This is a genomic window from Neobacillus sp. B24 (assembly GCF_055381825.1).
In genome coordinates this window covers 796,240-814,892 of sequence record NZ_AP035777.1, presented here as the reverse complement: position 1 = coordinate 814,892, position 18,653 = coordinate 796,240, and the positions used below count along the sequence as shown (strand labels likewise).

General features: G+C 41.1%; 16 protein-coding genes and 2 pseudogenes. 8 read left to right on the top strand and 10 right to left on the bottom strand.

The window, feature by feature from the left end; all coding sequences use genetic code 11:
- The first annotated feature begins 208 nt into the window (after positions 1-208).
- Positions 209-631, top strand: coding sequence for a hypothetical protein (locus tag ACZ43M_RS03870; protein WP_464506138.1), 423 nt, complete (start codon positions 209-211; stop codon positions 629-631).
- Between the two features lie 46 nt (positions 632-677).
- Positions 678-3,110: a molybdopterin-dependent oxidoreductase gene (locus ACZ43M_RS03865; RefSeq protein WP_464506137.1), complete on the top strand. Its 2,433-nt coding sequence runs from the start codon at positions 678-680 to the stop codon at positions 3,108-3,110.
- Between the two features lie 93 nt (positions 3,111-3,203).
- Here the strand turns inward: ACZ43M_RS03865 and ACZ43M_RS03860 are convergent, their stop codons facing one another.
- Positions 3,204-4,709 (bottom strand): phospholipase D-like domain-containing protein, encoded by a 1,506-nt coding sequence (locus ACZ43M_RS03860; protein ID WP_464506136.1) that lies wholly within the window; start codon positions 4,707-4,709, stop codon positions 3,204-3,206.
- A gap of 303 nt (positions 4,710-5,012) precedes the next feature.
- Here ACZ43M_RS03860 and ACZ43M_RS03855 point away from each other — a divergent pair, with 303 nt between their 5' ends.
- Positions 5,013-5,471 (top strand): CBO0543 family protein, encoded by a 459-nt coding sequence (locus ACZ43M_RS03855; RefSeq protein ID WP_235372160.1) that lies wholly within the window; start codon positions 5,013-5,015, stop codon positions 5,469-5,471.
- 132 nt (positions 5,472-5,603) lie between these two features.
- Here ACZ43M_RS03855 and ACZ43M_RS03850 read toward each other — a convergent pair whose 3' ends face one another.
- Both ACZ43M_RS03850 and ACZ43M_RS03845 read right to left on the bottom strand, forming a co-directional pair.
- A complete protein-coding gene (locus ACZ43M_RS03850) occupies positions 5,604-6,044 on the bottom strand; it encodes a cell wall hydrolase (protein WP_464506135.1) in 441 nt (146 codons plus the stop codon).
- An 818-nt stretch (positions 6,045-6,862) separates the two neighbouring features.
- Complete coding sequence (locus ACZ43M_RS03845; protein WP_464506134.1) at positions 6,863-7,717, bottom strand: alpha/beta fold hydrolase; 855 nt, start codon at positions 7,715-7,717, stop codon at positions 6,863-6,865.
- A 69-nt stretch (positions 7,718-7,786) separates the two neighbouring features.
- On the opposite strand from ACZ43M_RS03845, the gene ACZ43M_RS03840 reads away from it, so the two are divergent.
- Positions 7,787-8,134: a cupin domain-containing protein gene (locus tag ACZ43M_RS03840; RefSeq protein ID WP_464507941.1), complete on the top strand. Its 348-nt coding sequence runs from the start codon at positions 7,787-7,789 to the stop codon at positions 8,132-8,134.
- 239 nt (positions 8,135-8,373) lie between these two features.
- On the opposite strand, the pseudogene ACZ43M_RS03835 reads toward ACZ43M_RS03840, so the two are convergent.
- Together ACZ43M_RS03835 and ACZ43M_RS03830 are read right to left on the bottom strand one after the other, a co-directional pair.
- A pseudogene (locus tag ACZ43M_RS03835) lies at positions 8,374-9,152 on the bottom strand (alpha/beta fold hydrolase).
- 200 nt (positions 9,153-9,352) lie between these two features.
- Positions 9,353-9,508, bottom strand: a pseudogene (locus ACZ43M_RS03830) (HAD hydrolase family protein); the annotation flags it as partial.
- A 120-nt stretch (positions 9,509-9,628) separates the two neighbouring features.
- Here ACZ43M_RS03830 and ACZ43M_RS03825 point away from each other — a divergent pair.
- The gene (locus ACZ43M_RS03825) at positions 9,629-10,090 is read left to right on the top strand and encodes a DinB family protein (protein ID WP_464507940.1); all 462 of its coding nucleotides are present in this window, start codon (positions 9,629-9,631) and stop codon (positions 10,088-10,090) included.
- Between the two features lie 430 nt (positions 10,091-10,520).
- Here the strand turns inward: ACZ43M_RS03825 and ACZ43M_RS03820 are convergent, their stop codons facing one another.
- The 3 genes from ACZ43M_RS03820 to ACZ43M_RS03810 form a co-directional block, all read right to left on the bottom strand.
- A complete protein-coding gene (locus ACZ43M_RS03820; RefSeq protein WP_464506133.1) occupies positions 10,521-11,588 on the bottom strand; it encodes a hypothetical protein in 1,068 nt (355 codons plus the stop codon).
- Positions 11,575-12,108 (bottom strand): RNA polymerase sigma factor, encoded by a 534-nt coding sequence (locus tag ACZ43M_RS03815; RefSeq protein ID WP_464506132.1) that lies wholly within the window; start codon positions 12,106-12,108, stop codon positions 11,575-11,577. The genes ACZ43M_RS03820 and ACZ43M_RS03815 overlap by 14 nt, the downstream gene beginning before the upstream one ends.
- A 332-nt stretch (positions 12,109-12,440) precedes the next feature.
- On the bottom strand, positions 12,441-12,620 hold the full coding sequence (locus ACZ43M_RS03810) for a DUF4839 domain-containing protein (RefSeq protein WP_464506131.1): 180 nt from the start codon (positions 12,618-12,620) through the stop codon (positions 12,441-12,443).
- A gap of 34 nt (positions 12,621-12,654) precedes the next feature.
- On the opposite strand from ACZ43M_RS03810, the gene ACZ43M_RS03805 reads away from it, so the two are divergent.
- Entirely contained in the window at positions 12,655-13,404 is a 750-nt protein-coding gene (locus tag ACZ43M_RS03805) for a hypothetical protein (RefSeq protein WP_464506130.1), read from the top strand.
- A 92-nt stretch (positions 13,405-13,496) separates the two neighbouring features.
- Here the strand turns inward: ACZ43M_RS03805 and ACZ43M_RS03800 are convergent, their stop codons facing one another.
- Positions 13,497-14,465: a carbon-nitrogen hydrolase family protein gene (locus ACZ43M_RS03800; RefSeq protein ID WP_464506129.1), complete on the bottom strand. Its 969-nt coding sequence runs from the start codon at positions 14,463-14,465 to the stop codon at positions 13,497-13,499.
- Positions 14,466-14,718: 253 nt separating this feature from the next.
- Here ACZ43M_RS03800 and ACZ43M_RS03795 point away from each other — a divergent pair, with 253 nt between their 5' ends.
- Together ACZ43M_RS03795 and ACZ43M_RS03790 are read left to right on the top strand one after the other, a co-directional pair.
- A complete protein-coding gene (locus ACZ43M_RS03795) occupies positions 14,719-16,014 on the top strand; it encodes an acetamidase/formamidase family protein (RefSeq protein ID WP_464506128.1) in 1,296 nt (431 codons plus the stop codon).
- 132 nt (positions 16,015-16,146) lie between these two features.
- Positions 16,147-17,103: a carbon-nitrogen hydrolase family protein gene (locus ACZ43M_RS03790; RefSeq protein WP_464506127.1), complete on the top strand. Its 957-nt coding sequence runs from the start codon at positions 16,147-16,149 to the stop codon at positions 17,101-17,103.
- Between the two features lie 109 nt (positions 17,104-17,212).
- Here the strand turns inward: ACZ43M_RS03790 and hydA are convergent, their stop codons facing one another.
- Positions 17,213-18,637 carry a dihydropyrimidinase gene (gene hydA / locus ACZ43M_RS03785; protein WP_464506126.1) on the bottom strand — a complete coding sequence of 475 codons (1,425 nt, stop codon included), beginning with the start codon at positions 18,635-18,637 and terminating at the stop codon, positions 17,213-17,215.
- Positions 18,638-18,653 lie beyond the last annotated feature (16 nt).

The window sequence follows — 18,653 nt, the reverse complement described above, 5'->3', positions numbered from 1 at the left end:
CCAATAATCTAAGAATCATTAAGTCTCGTCCAAACTGTTCTGTAAGAGTAATGCTAATTCGATTGTTTTAAAAAACTCACCCAACTTCTAACTTTAAATGGAAAGTAGTTCCATCTAAAGTATATTCGTGAAATGATTGGGAAATTTAGTAAGGAATAAGAGCGCTGCGCGCAAGCGTTTTAATTATTTTTGAAAGAGAGGAAATTTATTGTTACAACTAAAAGAGTTATACTCAGATCTTCAAAATCAAACTGAAAAAGCAATAAAGGAAATAAAAAATTCTGATCACCCGATTGCGATTTTACTTCAAACTATATTGAGAGAGCAACTGGAAATGATTAAAAAGCTAATGCAAGAGCTTCCAAATGATAGGGCCGAACTAAAGAACATCACAGAATTTCTGACAATTATTTATCATGATAATGAAATAGCCAATCCTACATTTCGAGCATGGAAAAGAGCGGTTGAATGGATGAGTCTTCCATACCTGGAATCAGTGAATAATTTGGAGCCTTTGTTCCAGGAAATTAAGACCAACCTTGAACACTCAGCTGCCGAATTGGAAAGGATTTATGGGGCTGAGCAAACGAAGTATATCATCCCTTCTTTTTACATATCTGCCCTTCGCTAGCAGTAAAATCTTTTTTCTCACAACTAATATCCAAGGAGGAAGTTCAATGTCCTGGGAAACTGAAAGAACCGATATAAATGTGTACAGCCAGGGAGATATTGATAAGTGGGTGTACAGTACCTGTAATATATGCTCAATCGGCTGCGGCTGCTATATAGCTGTGAAAGATGAGAAGATAGTTGGAATCAAGGGAAACAGTGCCCATCCCATTAACAGAGGCAGACTTGGCCCAAAAGGGGAAAATCAGTGGTATGCCAATAATAGCCCCGATCGTCTGTTAACTCCCATGATCCGTGATTCTTCCGGAAAGTTAGTTCCTGCAACATGGGATGAGGCGATGAATTTAATAGTAAAAAAAGCGACCGATTCTCTAAAACAGAAAGGGTCAAATAGCATAGCCATCTATTCAACCGGACAAGGTTTCTTAGAGGATTACTATACAATTGCAAAGATCGGCAGGGCCGGCTTGCAAACTCATTTGCTAGATGCCAATACCCGGCTTTGTACAGCTACCACCGAATTTTGCTTACTACAATCATTTGGTGCAGATGGCAGCCCAACTTCCTATGATGATGTAGACGAAACTGATACGCTCTTGTTGTTTGGACACAATGTAGCTGAAACGGGTACAGTGCTGTTTGAACGGATAATGGACCGTAAGAAGAGAACAGGAAAACCGTTCATTATCACTGTTGATCCTAGAAGGACACTGACAGCAAAGGCCGCGGACATCCATCTTCAGCTTTATCCTGGAACAAATGTGGCTCTTTTAAACGGAATTCTTCATCTGATTTTAACAAATGGCTGGATTGATCAAAACTTTATTGATAATCATACAATTGGGTTTCAAGAAATGGAGGAATCCGTAAAAAATTCGACCCCGGAGAAAACTTCTGAAGTAACGGGGGTACCTATCGACCTACTCCTGCTTGTGGCAGCACAGCTAGGGAAAACACCATCACTTATCACCACCACTCTGCAAGGAATCTATCAAAGCGCTGATGCGACAACAGCATGTGTCGCCATCAATAATTTGCATTTGATTAGAGGGTTAATTGGCAAGCCAGGCTGCGGACCACTCCATATGGCAGGACAGCCAAGCTCATCCGCCAACCGGACAGCAGGCGGGGTGGGAACTTTTCCAGCACAGCGGAATTCGGCCAATCCGTCACATATACAAGAGATGGCAAGGCTATGGAATGTAGAGGAAGCGAAACTTCCGGTGGGACCGGAAAAGGGTATTGAGGAACAAATTGATATGATGGAAATGGGCCAAATCGGCTTCTTTTGGAATATCGGCACCAATCCCATGGTTTCTCTTCCGAATAGACGGCGGGCCAAAGCAGCATTTGAAAAAACATTCGTTGTAGTTCAGGATCCTTTTTTAACAGAGACGGCCACGGTTGCAGATGTTGTTCTGCCAACTGCTTTGTGGGGGGAAAAAGAGGGAGTGATGGAGAATACAGAGCGAACGATAAATTTATTAAGAAAAGCCGTCAACCCACCGGAAGGAGTAAGAACTGATTTTGAAATTTTGTTAGATTTTGCAAAACGGATGGGTTTAAAGGATCGTGATGGAAATCCGTTAATTGATTACACTACAACAGAAGAATGCTTTGAAGAGTGGAAAAATGTCTCTCGTGGCCGTCCTTGTGATATGACCGGGATAACTTACGAAAAGTTAGAAAAGTATAATGGCCTTCGCTGGCCTGTAAATGAAGAGCATCCTGAAGGTACAACCAGACTATATTCTGATTTTAAATTTCCTACAGAAACAGAATATACCCAGAGTTTTACGAAACATCAATTGACAGGACGGCCTTTAACAAAACAAGAATATGAAAGGAAAAATCCAAATGGCCGGGCAATCCTTTATCCAATCACCTATTTGCCACCTGCTGAACAGCCGACAAAAGAGTATCCAATGTGGCTGACAACAGGACGACTTGTTTGGCATTGGCATACCAGGACAAAGACGGCTCGATCACCTTTTTTGCATGTAGCTGCTCCCCGGGGATATGTGGAAATCAATGAGGCAGATGCAGAGTTACTTTCTCTTCTTCCTGGAGAACTAATCCGTATCTCGTCCCCACGTGGATGGATTGAGGTTCCTGCAAGAATTGGAAAGGTGGTACAAAAAGGACTAGTATTTGTTCCATTTCATTTTGGCAGTTGGGAAAGACGGGAAGCTGCAAATGAGTTAACAGCGGATTTTACCGACCCACTATCCAAACAGCCAACATTTAAGCAATCAGCATGTAAAATCGAAAAGTTGCGTACCCAGCATACCGTAACTGAAGAAGATACTTTACAATCGCTGGCTAATCAATATGGCATATCCGTTGAACATCTACAGAAAGCCAACGCATTCATTTCACCCTACGATATTCAAATTGGAAAGATCCTTGAGATAACGGCATCAACCATTAATGTACCAACACCACCGTATTTACCAGAGTTAAAGAATGGCTCGTTTTAAACATAATTGTTCAAATAGGCCCTCAGTTTTAGATTACCTGAGGGCTTTTTTGAAAGTGTTTTATAGTAGAAAACCTTCTTCAGATGTTGATGGCTATAGCAACGGAAAAAGGAGACGGGCACCCCGCTGCATTAAACGCTGTGAAGGATAGCGCTGCTTTATATCCTCCATTTTCAAAGGGACAGAATCATTTAAATCCTGTTCAAATTGCTGTGTAAGTTCTTTTGCCACGTCTTTACTGTAAAAAAATTCACTCACTTCGTAATTTAAGCGAAAACTTCTCATATCGTAGTTTGCTGCTCCTACTTCCGCAATTTCCCCATCGATAACCATTGTCTTCGCGTGGAGCATTCCTTTGTTATATAAGTAGATATGAACCCCCGCTTCCAACAACTCCCCATAATAAGTAAAGCTTGCACGGTCTACGATTTTTTGATCGACTTCCCGGGGAACCAGCAATCTTACACGTACTTCACGTGCCACTGCCGTCTTTAGTCCCATAATGATATCTTGATCTGGCACAAAGTAGGGTGTAGTGATATCAATGGTTTTTGTGGCTTGTGTTATTCCAATAAAGTAGGCTTCCCTAATAAAAGGCGTAGGAATCCCAGGATTACCTTCAACTGTTTGTACATAGGCTTGGTTCATTTTCTCACTGCCCGGATCTTTATGCGCGTGTGCTTCTTGAATAGTTGCCAACTCGTTGCTCCATTCTGCCATCATGGTAAATGGTTTTGGTAAGCTGGTTGTAGCAGGGATTGGGGAACCATCTTTTCCTGGCTTTGTTTTGATTCTGAATACTGACTTTATTTGTTCTGGCGAAGCGATATTCCAATGGTGTTCGAAGATATTTTTCAAATCAGATGATGCTTCACCAGCTATTCTTACATGAGTATCACGCCAGAACCCTGCATTTGGCTTTAATCCCGCATATTCATCCCCAATATTAATCCCGCCGGTAAAAGCTTCCCTACCGTCGATTAGGGCGATCTTGCAATGATCTCGATTATTCAGGGCTGAAAATATCCAAGGGGGACGTAAAGGAAAAATGGTCCTGAACTCGATCCCCGCATCCATCATCCGGGAAATCTCAGTTCTGGATAATTTCCGGCTCCCCCAACCGTCCCTAATAAAGCGGATGTGCACACCGTCCATTGATCGTTCGATCAGCAGGTCCGTCATACGCCTTCCAATTTGGTCGGCTTTATATATGTAATATTCCAGGTCAATCGTTTTTTTGGCGTTCTTTATAGATTCCATAAGTCTTTCATACGTTTTCATTCCATTTATTAGCACTTGTATTTGACCAGACCTTAATCCTCCCACGCTCATGTGGTTCAATGCTTGTGCGATTACTTTTGCTGAGTGGCTATACGAATCAGGCAATTTTTCTGATTTGTTAGAAGTAGAGGCCGGCTTTTGACCACCATTCATACGTATGGGATTAGATGTAATCAGATAGAGCCCAAAACCAATCACAGGGAATATTAAACTAATGACTATCCAATTTAACGCCACTGCTGGTCGCCGAACCTCACGAATAGCCATAATGATCATAAAACCAGTATTTAATAAGTATAGTCCAAAAATCCATACCAATAGAAAAGCCCCTTCCTTTTTTCTCTTTTAAAATGTCCAAATGCTAACCTGTTTATACGTATCTTGAAAAAAATTTAGCGGCATAAGAAAAAAGTTGTAATGGGTCGCCAGATCCGTGAGAAAATAGCAAAGTCCCACTTAAGGAATACATTATCCCCAAAAGGCTAAAATAATTTAGTAATATTAATATTCTCTATTGAGGTGATTATAGTAAGCACTCGCCATGAAAATGTTGAGAAAGTCCGATTGTTGGAAGACAAATTATTTGAGATGGATGCGACGGGTTGGTTGGAGTATGAATTTTTGACATGGGAATGGTGGCTGTTGTTGTCCTTCTTCATTTCACCTTGGATTTTGTGGATATACACAAAGAAACGAGAATGGCTAGTAGAATCCATACTGTTTGGAGTTATTGTCATGGTGATCACAATTTTATTGGACACAATAGGGTTGCAATTTTCATTTTGGGAATATCCTATTGAATTTCTGCCCGTAATTCCAAGTGCATTTCCGTTTGATGTTTCGTTGGTACCTGTTGCCTATATGTTGCTTTTCCAATATAACCGAACATGGAAATCATTTATTTCAGCCCAAATTGTCATGGCTTTTGTATATGCTTTTATCGGGGAACCCTTATGCAATTGGATTAACCTTGTTTGTTATATTAAATGGAATTACATGTATTCCTTCTTATATTACATTCTTATTGGACTTGGAATTAGAGCACTTATTTTAAAATGGGTTTCTGTTTCTAAGTCGTGAAAAAAAAAGGTGCCAGGCACCTTTTTTCGTCATAAAATATCAGCAACTAATTTTACAATCAAAAAAGACGGGCCGAAGCAACCGAGATTTTTCGGATTTGTCGACAGACTAAAGCTTACTCAAAGAGTAAGCTTAACCTCTATAAACATCATCACATGTTCCAGGTTTTGGTTCATAAAAACAATGTTCTTTAAATTGACCAGAATGAGGTTGACCATACCATGTTGGAGGGCATGGAGCATGAGGATTAAAATACCAAAGAGCATATTTTGCTGGGTGTTCTCTCCAATAATCCAAATTTTTTTTTGCCAATCTTCTTTCAGAAGTTCTTGCTCTTTGATAAAATACATTCCCTTTTTGAACTGCTTCAAAGGAAAAATTTCCTCCTTGCACTTGAAAAATAACTTGCTTAACGGTTCTTAAACCTTTAAAGTCTAAACATTCTGCTACAACTCGATTCACAATTACATTTCCAACATATAACATTCCCTGTTTTCCTTCTCCTTCGGCTTCTGCTCTCATCATCCTTGCCATTAAGGCAACATCTGAACTTCGGTAATTTACTCTTGGCATTTTTCTACCCCCAAATATAGTATGAAAAAAAGCCTACATTCATGTCATTGTTTATAGTATGAAAAAAAGCCTACATTCATGTCATTGTTCATATTATTAAGAATGCTTAGTTTTTACCTTAGTTTTCCTCACATTGAATAATTCCTTCCAAAGATGTTTAGGCAAACGGACCCGATTGCGGGTATTGAAAAATTCAAAAAACTCTAAAAACAGATTCGTGATAATCGATACGAAAAACATATCCCCAAGTGTTCTTACATATCCTACGTCAGAAAGGTCGATTACTGCATTTTCTAAATCGTATATACTAATTGACCTTATGTATTTCATAAATTCTTCAGGGTTGATTTTCATGTAACGGATACAGGAGAGAAATTCTTTCATGATTTTGATATTGACCTTGCTGCTTTAAGAAATAAACGCCGATATTTTGCCCGAAAGTGTCTTGATTGGAGTGAGAGGCGCTACCACCTTGCAGGGTCTTTAGGAAATGCTGTGCTAATGCGGTTGTTAGATCTACGTTGGATTGAAAAGCTCCCCGAGAGGGCTATAAAGGTTACAAATACAGGTAGAGTTGGATTATATGAATCCTTAGGGATTACGACTGAGCAAGTGTAAAATAGGACAAATGAAGCGGCTGGGACAAAACCCCCTCTAGAACCAAAAGAGCCTGTGAAATTTTACGATGGGTAAATTTCACAGGCTTTTTTTTATCCGCGATCTCACGTTTTTCATTTATAGAAGCTAGTTATGTCCCAGCCCTAAAAAACCTCATTTACTTATGGTAAGGTTCCACTATTAATGCTAATCCATAACCCCTACACTCTATTTGTTGTAATTTTTTGATTTATTGATGCACTTGCATTCAAATGTTTGTATAATTCTTCTGTAACGAGGAGAGGATTATCGATCATACAGAAATGTCCGGCTTGAGGAATAATGGTGAATGTGGAATTTGGAACTGTTTCATTTAACCTGTAGCCCCAATAAGCCGGTAAGAAGGGATCATGATGTCCCCATATGAATGACGCTTTTACTTTTATATTAGGCAGTTCGGGAACGATATCTTGTGTTTGGTGATGTTCTAGAGCAAACGAAGCTGTTTGTAACTCTTCCGCTCCACCAGAATGATTATACGGAGCAACCAAAGCCGAAATGAGTTCCGGGGTTATCAGTTCTTGATGGTAAGTACCTGTCCTTAAAAATCTTTCGATGGAAGTTGGAGAAGGTTCGAACTCAGGTGCTGTAGGGTAACGGAGAGCCATCACTTTTCCAAGTGGCCAATTGCTAAAAGTAACTCCATCCGTTACAACAAAGCTGGCCACCCGTTCTGGATATTTGACAGCTAAGATTTGAGCGATTCCTCCCCCAAGGTCATGGCCCACAAAATGGGCTTTTTGTATTCCAAAATAATCAAGCAGTCCTATCATATATTCAGCTTGATGAGGCAAAGAGAGTTTTTCATATTCCGCACGTGGAACACGGTGTGAAAGTCCGTAGCCTAAAAGATCGGGAGCAATCACTCTACACTGAGTAGCTAACTGTTGAATAATTGGCATCCAAATAAAGGAATTAGTTGGGATCCCATGCATTAACACTACTGTTTCGTTTCCGGCTCCAGCCACTCTACAGAATAATTGATACCCACCAATTTGGATGTTGCCTTGATTCATTTGCACAATTACCACTTATTTCTTGTAAAATTTCAGCATTTAGTAATTTTAGCAATATGAACCTGGTTTATACACGAAGCTACCAGTTTTTCCGGTAAAGATATAGATATTCTATACATTTTTCTTCGAAAAGGGCTGGAGCCGCCGCCCCACATACATTCTCAAGAAGATGAGACCTTCTATGTACTAGAAGAAGAAGTATCGTATTTTATTGAGGACCAGGTCATTCACGCCACACCTGGAACCTATGTCTATGCACCGCGCGGGATTCAACATACTTATGCATTAAAGACTGAAGAGGCCAAAGTATTAGTTTCCACTTATCCGGCTGGATTCGACAAGTTTGTAAGGGAATTGAGTGTTCCCGTTCCTGAACAACTACCGCCAATCCCTGATGGTCCTCCAAACGTTGAATAAGTAGAAAAATTGATTACGATTGCCGCGAAGCATGGAATAGAAATAATAATCTAGCTTTCTAATCAGTGGTTGTTTCTGAGTAATAAGGTGTTAATTTTTATGAGTCCTTAAGAATTGGGAAAGGACTTTTTTTTCAAAAATCAGCAATCCATTTTGGATTGCAACAGTACTTGGTATTTTATATCTCGAACCTGAAAACATAACAGGGATCACCCCGAACCGTCGGAAGTGATCCCTTTCTACTCGTGTTCCTGAATCCCCATTACAAATTGGTGAATAAGCTGATTTAATTCCTCTGGTGATTTGGTTGGAATTTGGTGCTTTTCATCCAAAAATATTAATTCATTTCGCGGCAGCTTTTCGTGGAGAAGCTGTGCATAAAAATGGAAGGCTTTATCCTTCCTCCCATAAATCAGGTAAACCGGCATGCTAATAGTATGTAATTGGCGTCCGTACAATTATATTGCAAACTATAATGATAATACTGGGAAATATTTCGTGCATCTCCCTTAACGGCATCTCGAAACATCTTAGTAAATGTTTTAAATGTATTTGAATTCCCCCATGATATGGCCAATCCTAGCAGATGTTTCGCTTTAGCTTTAGACAGCAGCCTAGCGATAGCAATCCTTTTTTCATTATAAAAATCACGAACCTCGGACATTCCACTGATAATCACCCCGCCTAGAGCCCGATTTTTATGAGACAGCAAAAATTCCAACACTACCGAACCACCCGTCGAATATCCGCAGATTACCGCCTTTCCAATACTAAGATGGTCCATGAGCTTCGCGATATCGTTGGCAATCATCCGATAAGTGATAGGCTCTTTTGAAAAACCACTCCGTCCATGTCCTCTTATATCAAAAGTAATTACCTTGTATTGTAATGACAAGCCTTCGAGTTGGTAGGTGAAATTGGCACTGGTTAGTAACGGGGGGTGAACAAAAATGAGGGGTGTTCCCTCACCTTTAATAGTATAGAATAGCCCGCTCCCGACTCCAGCCATTACCGGCATGATGAACACCTCAATAATGATCTATATTAATACCTAACAAAAGCATACTTATCATTCCCCCATCTACGATTCTTATTCGATTTAAACAATGGTGACCTTATTCAGTTTGCTATACATGCTGAGTAATCCTTCTACAAAAACGTCATGACTTGCTGGCATGTTTCCGTTCCCCACTGAAATAAGCGGCTCCCGTCAAAGGCATTACACATGGATAATGGTCTTCCTGTTGCAGCAACAACCTTGATTCCTTTGTTTTTCAAGGCTTTTATAGCTTCAATAGTCGAGTATGGTATGCTGCCATCTTCATGATTTGTAATAGTTCCATCAACATCAAAAAATGCGATTTTATAACTCATTATAGAAACCCCTTTTTTCTTCCAAAAAATAAAGCACCTTTTAACAAATTGTACCAAATGAATAAAGTTTATTGTTAAAATAATTAATAAATCTTTTAGGAGGGGATAGTTTTGTTAGATATGTTTTTATATAATTGGCAGGTAAGAGAGGACTGGTTTAATTGGTGTAAGTCTTTATCCTTAGAAGAGTTACAGGCTGAAAGAATTGGCGGTATGGGAAGTATCTTAAAAAACCTTATCCATGTTATCGACTGTGAACTTTTATGGATTAATTACACGCTTGAAGAACCTCATGACTATCCTGAAAAGAACTCCATTTCTAATTTGGACGAGGTTATAAGGTACTCTATATTTACAAAAACAATAACAGAAACATTCCTTCGTAATTTGCCTAATGACTATGAAAACAAAAAAATACATATAAATGGTAAGGGCGGTACATCTTACTCATTTACATATGGGAAGGTAATCCGTCACCTCATCACTCATGAGGTTCATCACATTGGACAATTATCAATTTGGTCACGGGAATTGGAACTTAAACCGATTTCTTCCGATCTAATTGTAAGGCAGTACGCTTAAAAAAAGGGCTCCCTTTTCTAATGAAAAGGGAACTTTAATTAGCTTATTATTAAGCCGAGCTGCCAAGTTTGTTCAATAAAAAAAGGTGGTAAATCCTTCCTGGACCAACGCACCTGTTAATGCAATAGCAAATTTTACTTAATGGTTGAACGGTGAAGCATCATTTCTGAATTATATACTACTTCCTTTTCAAAGTAACCGTCTTTACCTCTGAACACAGACAATTTCAAATTGGTACCTTTTTGCTGAAACACAACAGCATTCTGGTTTTCCTTTTCATATACTATATATAACTAAACTAATCCTTGGACATAGTCATCGAATAAGGTGTATTGATTTTTACCATCTTTAACAACTAACTTTATTGTTACCTGAATATACGCATGGTTTCTCCAACAATGGCTCATACCTGTTCACAGAGACTGAATGACTACTGAACAGGAAGGAAAGCAACCTTCCAAATGCCATCTTCATCCATAACCATACTGAAGCCTTTCAAGTTTCCATTCTCATCCGTGTATTCTATATGGCCGGATATTTCATCCTCTTTGATGAACTTACCACTTGTGATCCAGCCCAATGAATCAAGAATCTCTTCCCTTGAAAGGTCTTCCTTTTCCGACTGATCAAGCCCCTCCTCCAATGTCCACAAACGATGGTCTTCTCTGGAAGTATAGAGGGCATATTGTGTGCTATAATCCTTATCTAATTGAGCCTGGACATAAAGCTTTGCGATACTGATTGGTGAAAGTTCTTTCAGATATTGACGGTTATGGTCAAGAGTGAACCATCCATAAGCATCACTTTCTTCCTTGGTCAGTTCAAAATTGGTTGGCTTTGCTCGTTTTTCTTCCTCAGGGGGGTCAGATACATAGACAATTTTCTCATCCATTGTTTCGAGTAGGATTCTACCGCTTTTCCTCTCTTCTACTGCCAAGTCCATATAAGAGAAGTAAATTTCATAACTCTGCTTAGCCTTGCCTGGCACCATATTTTCAAACGCTATAGATGAATGGTCCATCCCTTCATAGCGAAGGATCAATTCCTGTGCTGTCTGTAAGTCACCCTCTAATAAATATTTTTTTAGGCTATCGGCATCTTTCTGTCTTAAAGATTCAAAATAATAAATCACAATCTTAGCAGGTTCCGGTGTACCGAGCGTCTTACTGATATTTTCATAGAATTCCCTGTAAGCATCATTTCCTGCGATAGTCTCTTCAAAATCCATGCCATGAACGTTTTCTACATTCTCTGGAACACTAACAGATGGCAGCAGATATGGAGTAGCAATCAGTGAAAACAGTGCTATTGCAAATGTAGATGCAAGCACATATCCTAATACTGGATTTTTTTTTGTATACCGTGAAGGCTGCTTCTTATCTGAAGCGAGTTTTGCTCGCATTCTAATGACGAATTGTGCATCTGGTTCCAGGTCTGGACGGTTTTTCAATGGTTCCAACATTCTATGTTCAAGCGGTTCCTTTCTATAATTGGCCATCGGTCAATTCCCACCCTTCATTAACAGACTTTACATGTTTCTTTAACTGGTTTAGTGCCCTGTGATAGTCCACTCTCACTTTCCGCTCCCCGCATTCCAATGCGAAGGCTGTTTCCTGAACAGTTAGTTCCTTAAGCCCCCGAAGGATGATAACTGATCGGTAATGTGGTTTCAGCTTTAGCAGGGCTGCCTGGAGGTCTTGCCAGTTCCCTTTATCTATCACTTGTTCCTCAACTGTCTTTCCATCTTCGTCCGCTTTGTCAGACAGCCAGTCAGGAAAAAGAGTGATAAACTTCTGTCTACGCTTCAGGTCAATTGCAGTGAACTTGGCAATCGACAAAATCCATGGTTTTAACTTTTCCGGCTCTTTAAGAGAGTCATACTTGTGCATTGCTTTAATAAAGGTTTCTTGGGTTATGTCCTCCGCTTCCTGGCGGTTGTTCGTAAAATAAAGTGCGAAATGATATACATCACGATGATACTGTTCATATATGTCACCGAAGTCAAATCTACCTCCCATTGTTCTCTCCCCCTGTCTCTAATAACAAGTCGTTTGACGATGCAGTTTGTTTCATTGTTATCTCAATTTTAAACTTTTTAATTTTTAATTAGTTCTTTTACACAAATTTCTGGAGAAGGTTATTCAAGATATTTATTAATGAAGTGAGAGCACGGGGACGGTTCTATTCAGCAGACATTCGGACGTTACCCGCGCAAAAAGGCACAACTAGTTAGATTTCTAGTTGTGCCTTTTGCTCACTTTAAAACTAGCAAACTAATAAATCCCCAAAAAGAGTGCCAGTCACCACGCGAATCTTTTCGAGGGAGAACCGGGTTGTGGCAGGCACTTATTTAATTTTCCGCCAGAGTTACTCCCCCTTTCAGACCTGCTCCAAAAGTATCAGGAACATCATCTCCTTCTAGATGCAAATCGTTATTATTAACATCTCTAAATTGGAAATTAGGTCCCGAGAAATCAATATTACTTGCCTTACAGCTTTCTTTGTGAAAAGTTAGCCTTTGTTCTCTCAAAATGATTTAATAAATGTAAACGAGGAGGGTCGACATGTTATATCCATTACTACAGCAATTTCTGCCAGCAATTCAAACATTAGATGCTAATAGACCACTCACAAAAGAAGATTTATTAACTAATCGGTTTTTGATGGGGAAGGACGGGGATATGGAAATATACTATGCACCTCATAACGAATACATCAACAAGGAGGCGAAAATTGTTATTGTTGGAATTACCCCAGGGTGGAGTCAAATGAAAACCGCTTTTGAGCAATTTATAAAAAGCAATGAATCTGTTGAAAATCTGGAACCGTGTCTAATCGAAACAAAGAGGTCCGCTGGATTTGCAGGATCAATGAGAACAAACCTCATTAGTATGCTTAATCAATGTAACATCCACAAAATCTTAAATATCCCGAACTCCTCCTATTTGTTCGGTAAAGGCAGACATCTCCTCCATACGACTTCCATTATTAAATATCCAGTTTTTTTAAAGGGGAAAAACTATACCGGACATCATCCAGCTATAGATCGTTCACCTTTATTACAGCATTATGCCTACAGGGAGTTTCCAAAGGAATTGGCACAAATTGCTCCACATGCACTGGTAATACCGCTTGGAAAAACAGTAGAACAAACAATCTCCAGACTCTCTGAGAAACAGAAGCTGCCAAATCACTACTATCTAACCGGTTTTCCACATCCGTCCGGGGCAAACGGACACCGCATAAAGCAATTCCAACAACAAAATCAGCAGCTTCGAGAAAAGGTGACAGCGTGGGCTGATCGGATAAAGTAAAAAATTCATAATCTGGTGAAAATAAGTGCCTGTCACTACACGTAATTTGTCTATGATTTATTGATAAACTTCGGGTGGGTCAGGCACCTGTACTATTGGTTTCCGTCGGAAGCGGTCTTACCGGACGTGCCCATGTGTTTCGAATACCAGCGCTTCCCGTGAATCTTTTGATAGCTCCAGGCAAACGCAGGTAATGGTCCTCTCTTGTGGAGCCAAAAAGAATCGGGTACTTCCTGTTTAGGTGTCACCTTACCGGGTACCACGTCACCCACAACTATGCCGGGTCCCTCTAGCCGGTCACGGATTGCCAACACTTCCCCTTCAGCATTTACGATCATGGCACCCGCCTCATAGTAGCCTCTGTATTTTAGAGGCATCCATGGCATGGCACACTCTATATTTCCACAATGAGAAGCATGGATGACCGGAGCGCCAACAAATGTTGAAAATGACCGGACAGATTCCATCGCTGTCTGTGAATTTTCTATCTCCCATTTATTGGTTAATGATTTCGGTGACCATGAAGGGACACTCCACCAGCAGCTTCCGCCTACGACCACGTCTACTTTTTCGCGAAGCCTGCGTACTGTTTGGGTCCTCATAAATTCCCAGCACAGTGCAGAACCAACTGCCATGTCGCCTGCATTTATAATTCCATCATCTGCACCCTCGACATAAAAGCAATTTTCCCACATAGTAGGCAAATCTTTGTCATGCCTGCCCAAAATTCCTTCCGGGGAAACTAGAAAAAATGCGTTGCGGACAAGTCGATCCTTGTCACGGCAAAGGAAAGACCCTCCGACCACCGCGTTATGCCGTGTTGCCAAATTTGTCATCAGTTTCATAGCGGCACCATCAGGGGGAAGTACCGTATTTGCAATTCGTTCGTCAAATGCCATCCCGCTTGAGAAGAACTCAGGAAGTAAAATCCACTTTGCCCCTTTTTCCGCTGCCTCATTTGCTAGTTTTTCACATGCTCCTAAATTCGCTGTTACATCCCCAATTACTGGTTGCAATTGTACGGCTGCAACTTTTATACTTTCAGTCCTTCTTCCAGCCAAAGTTATCACCTTCCTATCATATTTTCTGAAAATTACATTAACTCATTTGTCTCTTTAAATCAAGCGAGGTTATTAAATAAGTGCCTATCATTCCCCGTAATTTTTTGATATTTTCCCAACAAAATTGCGGTAAACCTTTTCATTTTTTTAGAAGAATAATAATTTGTAAAAATTTTGTATTTTCCAAAAAATAAGCACTTTCATGATTTATAATAAAAGGGGTTACATAATTTAATTCTTTGGAGGGATTGTGATGGTAGCAAAACAAACAGTATTTGTAAACGAATTTACTAACGGAATTTTGGATCCTGCCCAGGAGATGCTTGGTCCTGTTAAAGATGGGGGTCACATTATTGCCAATACGGCGCCAGGTTGTTGGGGACCGATGATAACACCTTGCCTTCGCGGTGGCCATGAAGTGACCAAACCTGTGTATGTTGAAGGGGCAGAAGTTGGTGATGCAATCGCAATCAAGATTAACAGTATTCAAGTCACGTCAATCGTTACTTCTTCCGGAAATGATGCACCTGTTGAAGGAAGATTCATAGGTGACCCGTTTGTTGCGGTCAAATGTCCCGAATGTGGAGAAATGCATCCTGAAACAATCATTGAAGGAACGGGGCCAGAAGCAATCCGATGTAAACAGTGCGGTGCAGATGTCACTCCATTTGTTTTTACAAACGGCTATACAATCGCGTTCGATTCTGATCGAAAAGTAGGGGTTACATTAAATAAACAAGCTGCTGAAAAGGTCGCAGCAGATGGAAAAAAATACATGTCAACTCCTGAGAACTCTGTTCAAAACCCAATTGTGACGTTTGCACCACATGATTTGGTTGGAACCGTTGCAAGACTTAGGCCATTTCTGGGGCAGCTCGGAACCACTCCCTCCAGATCGTTTCCTGACTCCCATAACGCTGGCGATTTTGGGCAATTTTTAATCAATGCTCCACATGAATACGGACTTTCTAAGGAACAATTGGAAGAGCGAACGGATGGCCATATGGATATTAACAGGGTCCGTGAGGGGGCTATTCTTATATGTCCGGTAAAAGTTCCTGGTGGCGGCATTTATTTAGGAGATATGCATGCCATGCAGGGAAATGGTGAGATTGCTGGGCATACTGCAGATGTTGCCGGTATTGTTTCTCTTCAGACACATGTGATAAAAGGCTTAAAACTTGAAGGGCCAATACTTTTACCGGTAGAGGAGGATTTGCCATACTTGGCAAAGCCATTTACAGATGCCGAAAAAGAAAGGGCGTTGATTGTAGCAAAACAATGGGGCGTGGAGGAATTGGAAGAATCACTTCCAATCTCAATCATCGGCACGGGTGCAAATCTAAATGAGGCAACAGAAATTGGGCTAAAGCGGGCAGCAGATTTATTTGAAATAACTGTTCCTGAGGTGATGAACCGTGCAACGATAACCGGTTCGATTGAAATTGGCCGCCACCCTGGGGTCGTTACGATTACCTTCCTTGCCCCAATCAATTATCTGGATAAACTGGGACTTACTGAACTAGCGAGAAACCAATATACGGAATAAGGGGAAGTTCGGGAAAGTTGAAAAAATCAAAATAAGTGCCTGTCATTCCCCGTAAAATGTCGATGACTTTCGACAAACTTCGGGTAGTGCCAGGCACTTTCTTCCCTGATGAGTCAAAATGAAAGGATGATTATGTTGGAGAAAATCAATCAGTTTAAAGTAGCGGTCGTTCAGGCTGGATCAGAAGTAATGGACAAGGAAAAAGGAATAAAGAAGACAGTTCGCTTGATTGAGGAAGCAAGCCAAGAAAATGCAAAAATCATTGTGTTTCCGGAAGCATTCATACCAGCGTACCCAAGAGGGATGTCCTTTGGAACGGTGGTTGGTTCACGGTCGGATGAAGGGAGGAACGATTTCTTTCGATATTGGGATAATTCCATTATGGTACCGGGACAGGAAACAGCCGAAATCGGCAAGGCAGCAAGGAAGGCGAATGCTTATGTTGTCATAGGGGTGATTGAAAAAGATAGTGAATCCAGCCAAGGAACGCTCTATTGTACAGCATTATTTTTCGGTCCCGATGGAGAGCTATTGGGAAAGCATCGGAAGTTAAAGCCTACCGGATCGGAGCGGCTTATTTGGGGAGAAGGCGATGGGAGCACACTGCCTGTTTTTGATACACCGTACGGAAGAATTGGTTCGCTAATCTGCTGGGAAAATTATATGCCGCTTGCCCGGGCAGCGATGTACGATAAAGGAGTTCAGATCTACATTGCACCAACTGCAGACGGAAGAGATACTTGGTTCTCTACGATGAGGCATATTGCGGTGGAAGGAAGATGCTTTGTCTTGTCATGCAATCAGTATTCTACAAAAGAAATGTATCCAGGAGAAATTTCTTCACGAAAAGAATTTGAGAACTTGCCCGAAGAGCTTACTCGAGGGGGAAGCTGTATTGTCGATCCACTAGGCGAATTTATTGTTGAGCCTGTTTTGGGAGAGGAAAAGATTCTTTATGCAGACATTCATTTGGACAGGATTGCTAAAGCGCAGTTTGATTTTGATGTAGTCGGACATTACTCAAGACCAGATATATTCCAGCTCGTTGTAAACGAAAAAAAACAGGAAAATGTAATTTGGAATAAATAAGTCTGTTTGATGAGACCACTTAAGTGGCGAGGCTGAAGAAAGGTGCCTGACACCACTGGATAGGACATGTCCCACGGTGTCAGGCACCTGCATATTACTCCGCTGCGTCTCAGACGTTTTGGAGCGATTTTTTTGTTTGCTGCATGCTTTCATAGCATAACCCATACGGGTTTCTCTTCTGGAAATTTCCGTCGCCGAGTTCGCCGACATATTTGGCCCCTTGGACGATTTGTTTTCCTCTCAGGAATACATCGGATACAAGGCCATCCGTTTCAAAGCCTTCAAACATGTCGTAGTCGATCCCTTGATGGGATGTTTCAACCGAGATGGTTTTCTTGCCATTGGGATCGAACAGCACTAAATCGGCATCGCTGCCAACGGCGATGGTTCCTTTTTTCGGGAACAGGCCATGTACCTTCGCCGGAGTGGTGGAGAGCAAATCCACCAATTTATTTAATGAAAGCGTGCCTGTTCTCACCGCATGAGTATAAAGGAGGGTAAAACGGTGTTCAATGCCATTTCCGCCATTGGGGATCTTTGTAAAGTCATCCTTTCCCAACTCTTTTTGGCCCCTGAAATTAAACGCACAATGGTCCGACCCAATCGTTTGCAAAGTGCCGTCACTTAATGCATTCCATAATGCCTGATGATGTTTTTTCTCTCTTAGCGGAGGTGAGCAGACATATTTTGCCCCTTCAAAATCTTGTTTCCTTAATTCATCTATAGTTAAAAATAAATAGTGCGGGCATGTTTCTCCATAAATCGGCAGCCCCTTTGCTTTTGCCTCTCTGATTTTTTGCGCAGGCTCTTCACCGCTGACGTGTACTACAAACAGTGGTGCACCGACGATCTCGGCAATGGATATGGCCCGGCCCGTTGCTTCTGTTTCCACTTCAATCGGTCTGCTGACAGCATGATAATAGGGTTCTGTCTGTCCCTTTTCCAGGCATTTTTGTTGCAGCAGGTCGATCACGGCCCCGTTTTCAGCATGAACGAGCACCAATGCTCCGACATCCTTTGCTGCCTCCAGTGTTTGGTAAAGCGTTTGGTCATCAACCATCAGATCACTTTTGTAGGCCATAAATACCTTTAGGGTCGGGATTCCTTCTTCGACAATCTTGGGAATCTCCTCAATCACTTCCGCCCGTAAATCCGTCACCCCGATATGAAAACCGTAATCGATTGCCGATTGACCGTTCGCTCTCGCCTTCCAGACGTTGATCCCGTCCATCAGCGATTTTCCCTTTGTCTGCAAGGCAAAGTCGACGATGGTCGTTGTCCCTCCCACGGCGGCAGCGATACTTTCTGTCCTCCATGGGGCAGTGATTGTCCCGCCAAACGGGCTTTCCACATGGGTATGCTGGTCTATCATTCCGGGAAACACATATTTCCCTTTTGCATCGATGATTTTTGTATCGGCATCACCCTTTATATTCGAACCTATTAGTGCGATTTTCTCATTTTCTATTAAAATATCTGCCTCATACAGATCTGTAGAGGTGATGATTTTTCCATTTTTAATGAGGGTTTTCATATCACTATTCCTCCCT

Coding starts and splice junctions, on each gene's coding strand:
- ACZ43M_RS03825 (WP_464507940.1), top strand. CDS start 9,629: ATGTTTTTATATAATTGGCAGGTAAGAGAGGACTGGTTTAATTGGTGT.
- ACZ43M_RS03790 (WP_464506127.1), top strand. CDS start 16,147: ATGTTGGAGAAAATCAATCAGTTTAAAGTAGCGGTCGTTCAGGCTGGA.
- ACZ43M_RS03805 (WP_464506130.1), top strand. CDS start 12,655: ATGTTATATCCATTACTACAGCAATTTCTGCCAGCAATTCAAACATTA.
- ACZ43M_RS03815 (WP_464506132.1), bottom strand. CDS start 12,108: ATGGGAGGTAGATTTGACTTCGGTGACATATATGAACAGTATCATCGT.
- ACZ43M_RS03795 (WP_464506128.1), top strand. CDS start 14,719: ATGGTAGCAAAACAAACAGTATTTGTAAACGAATTTACTAACGGAATT.
- ACZ43M_RS03845 (WP_464506134.1), bottom strand. CDS start 7,717: ATGAATCAAGGCAACATCCAAATTGGTGGGTATCAATTATTCTGTAGA.
- ACZ43M_RS03820 (WP_464506133.1), bottom strand. CDS start 11,588: ATGGCCAATTATAGAAAGGAACCGCTTGAACATAGAATGTTGGAACCA.
- ACZ43M_RS03850 (WP_464506135.1), bottom strand. CDS start 6,044: ATGCCAAGAGTAAATTACCGAAGTTCAGATGTTGCCTTAATGGCAAGG.
- hydA (WP_464506126.1), bottom strand. CDS start 18,637: ATGAAAACCCTCATTAAAAATGGAAAAATCATCACCTCTACAGATCTG.
- ACZ43M_RS03865 (WP_464506137.1), top strand. CDS start 678: ATGTCCTGGGAAACTGAAAGAACCGATATAAATGTGTACAGCCAGGGA.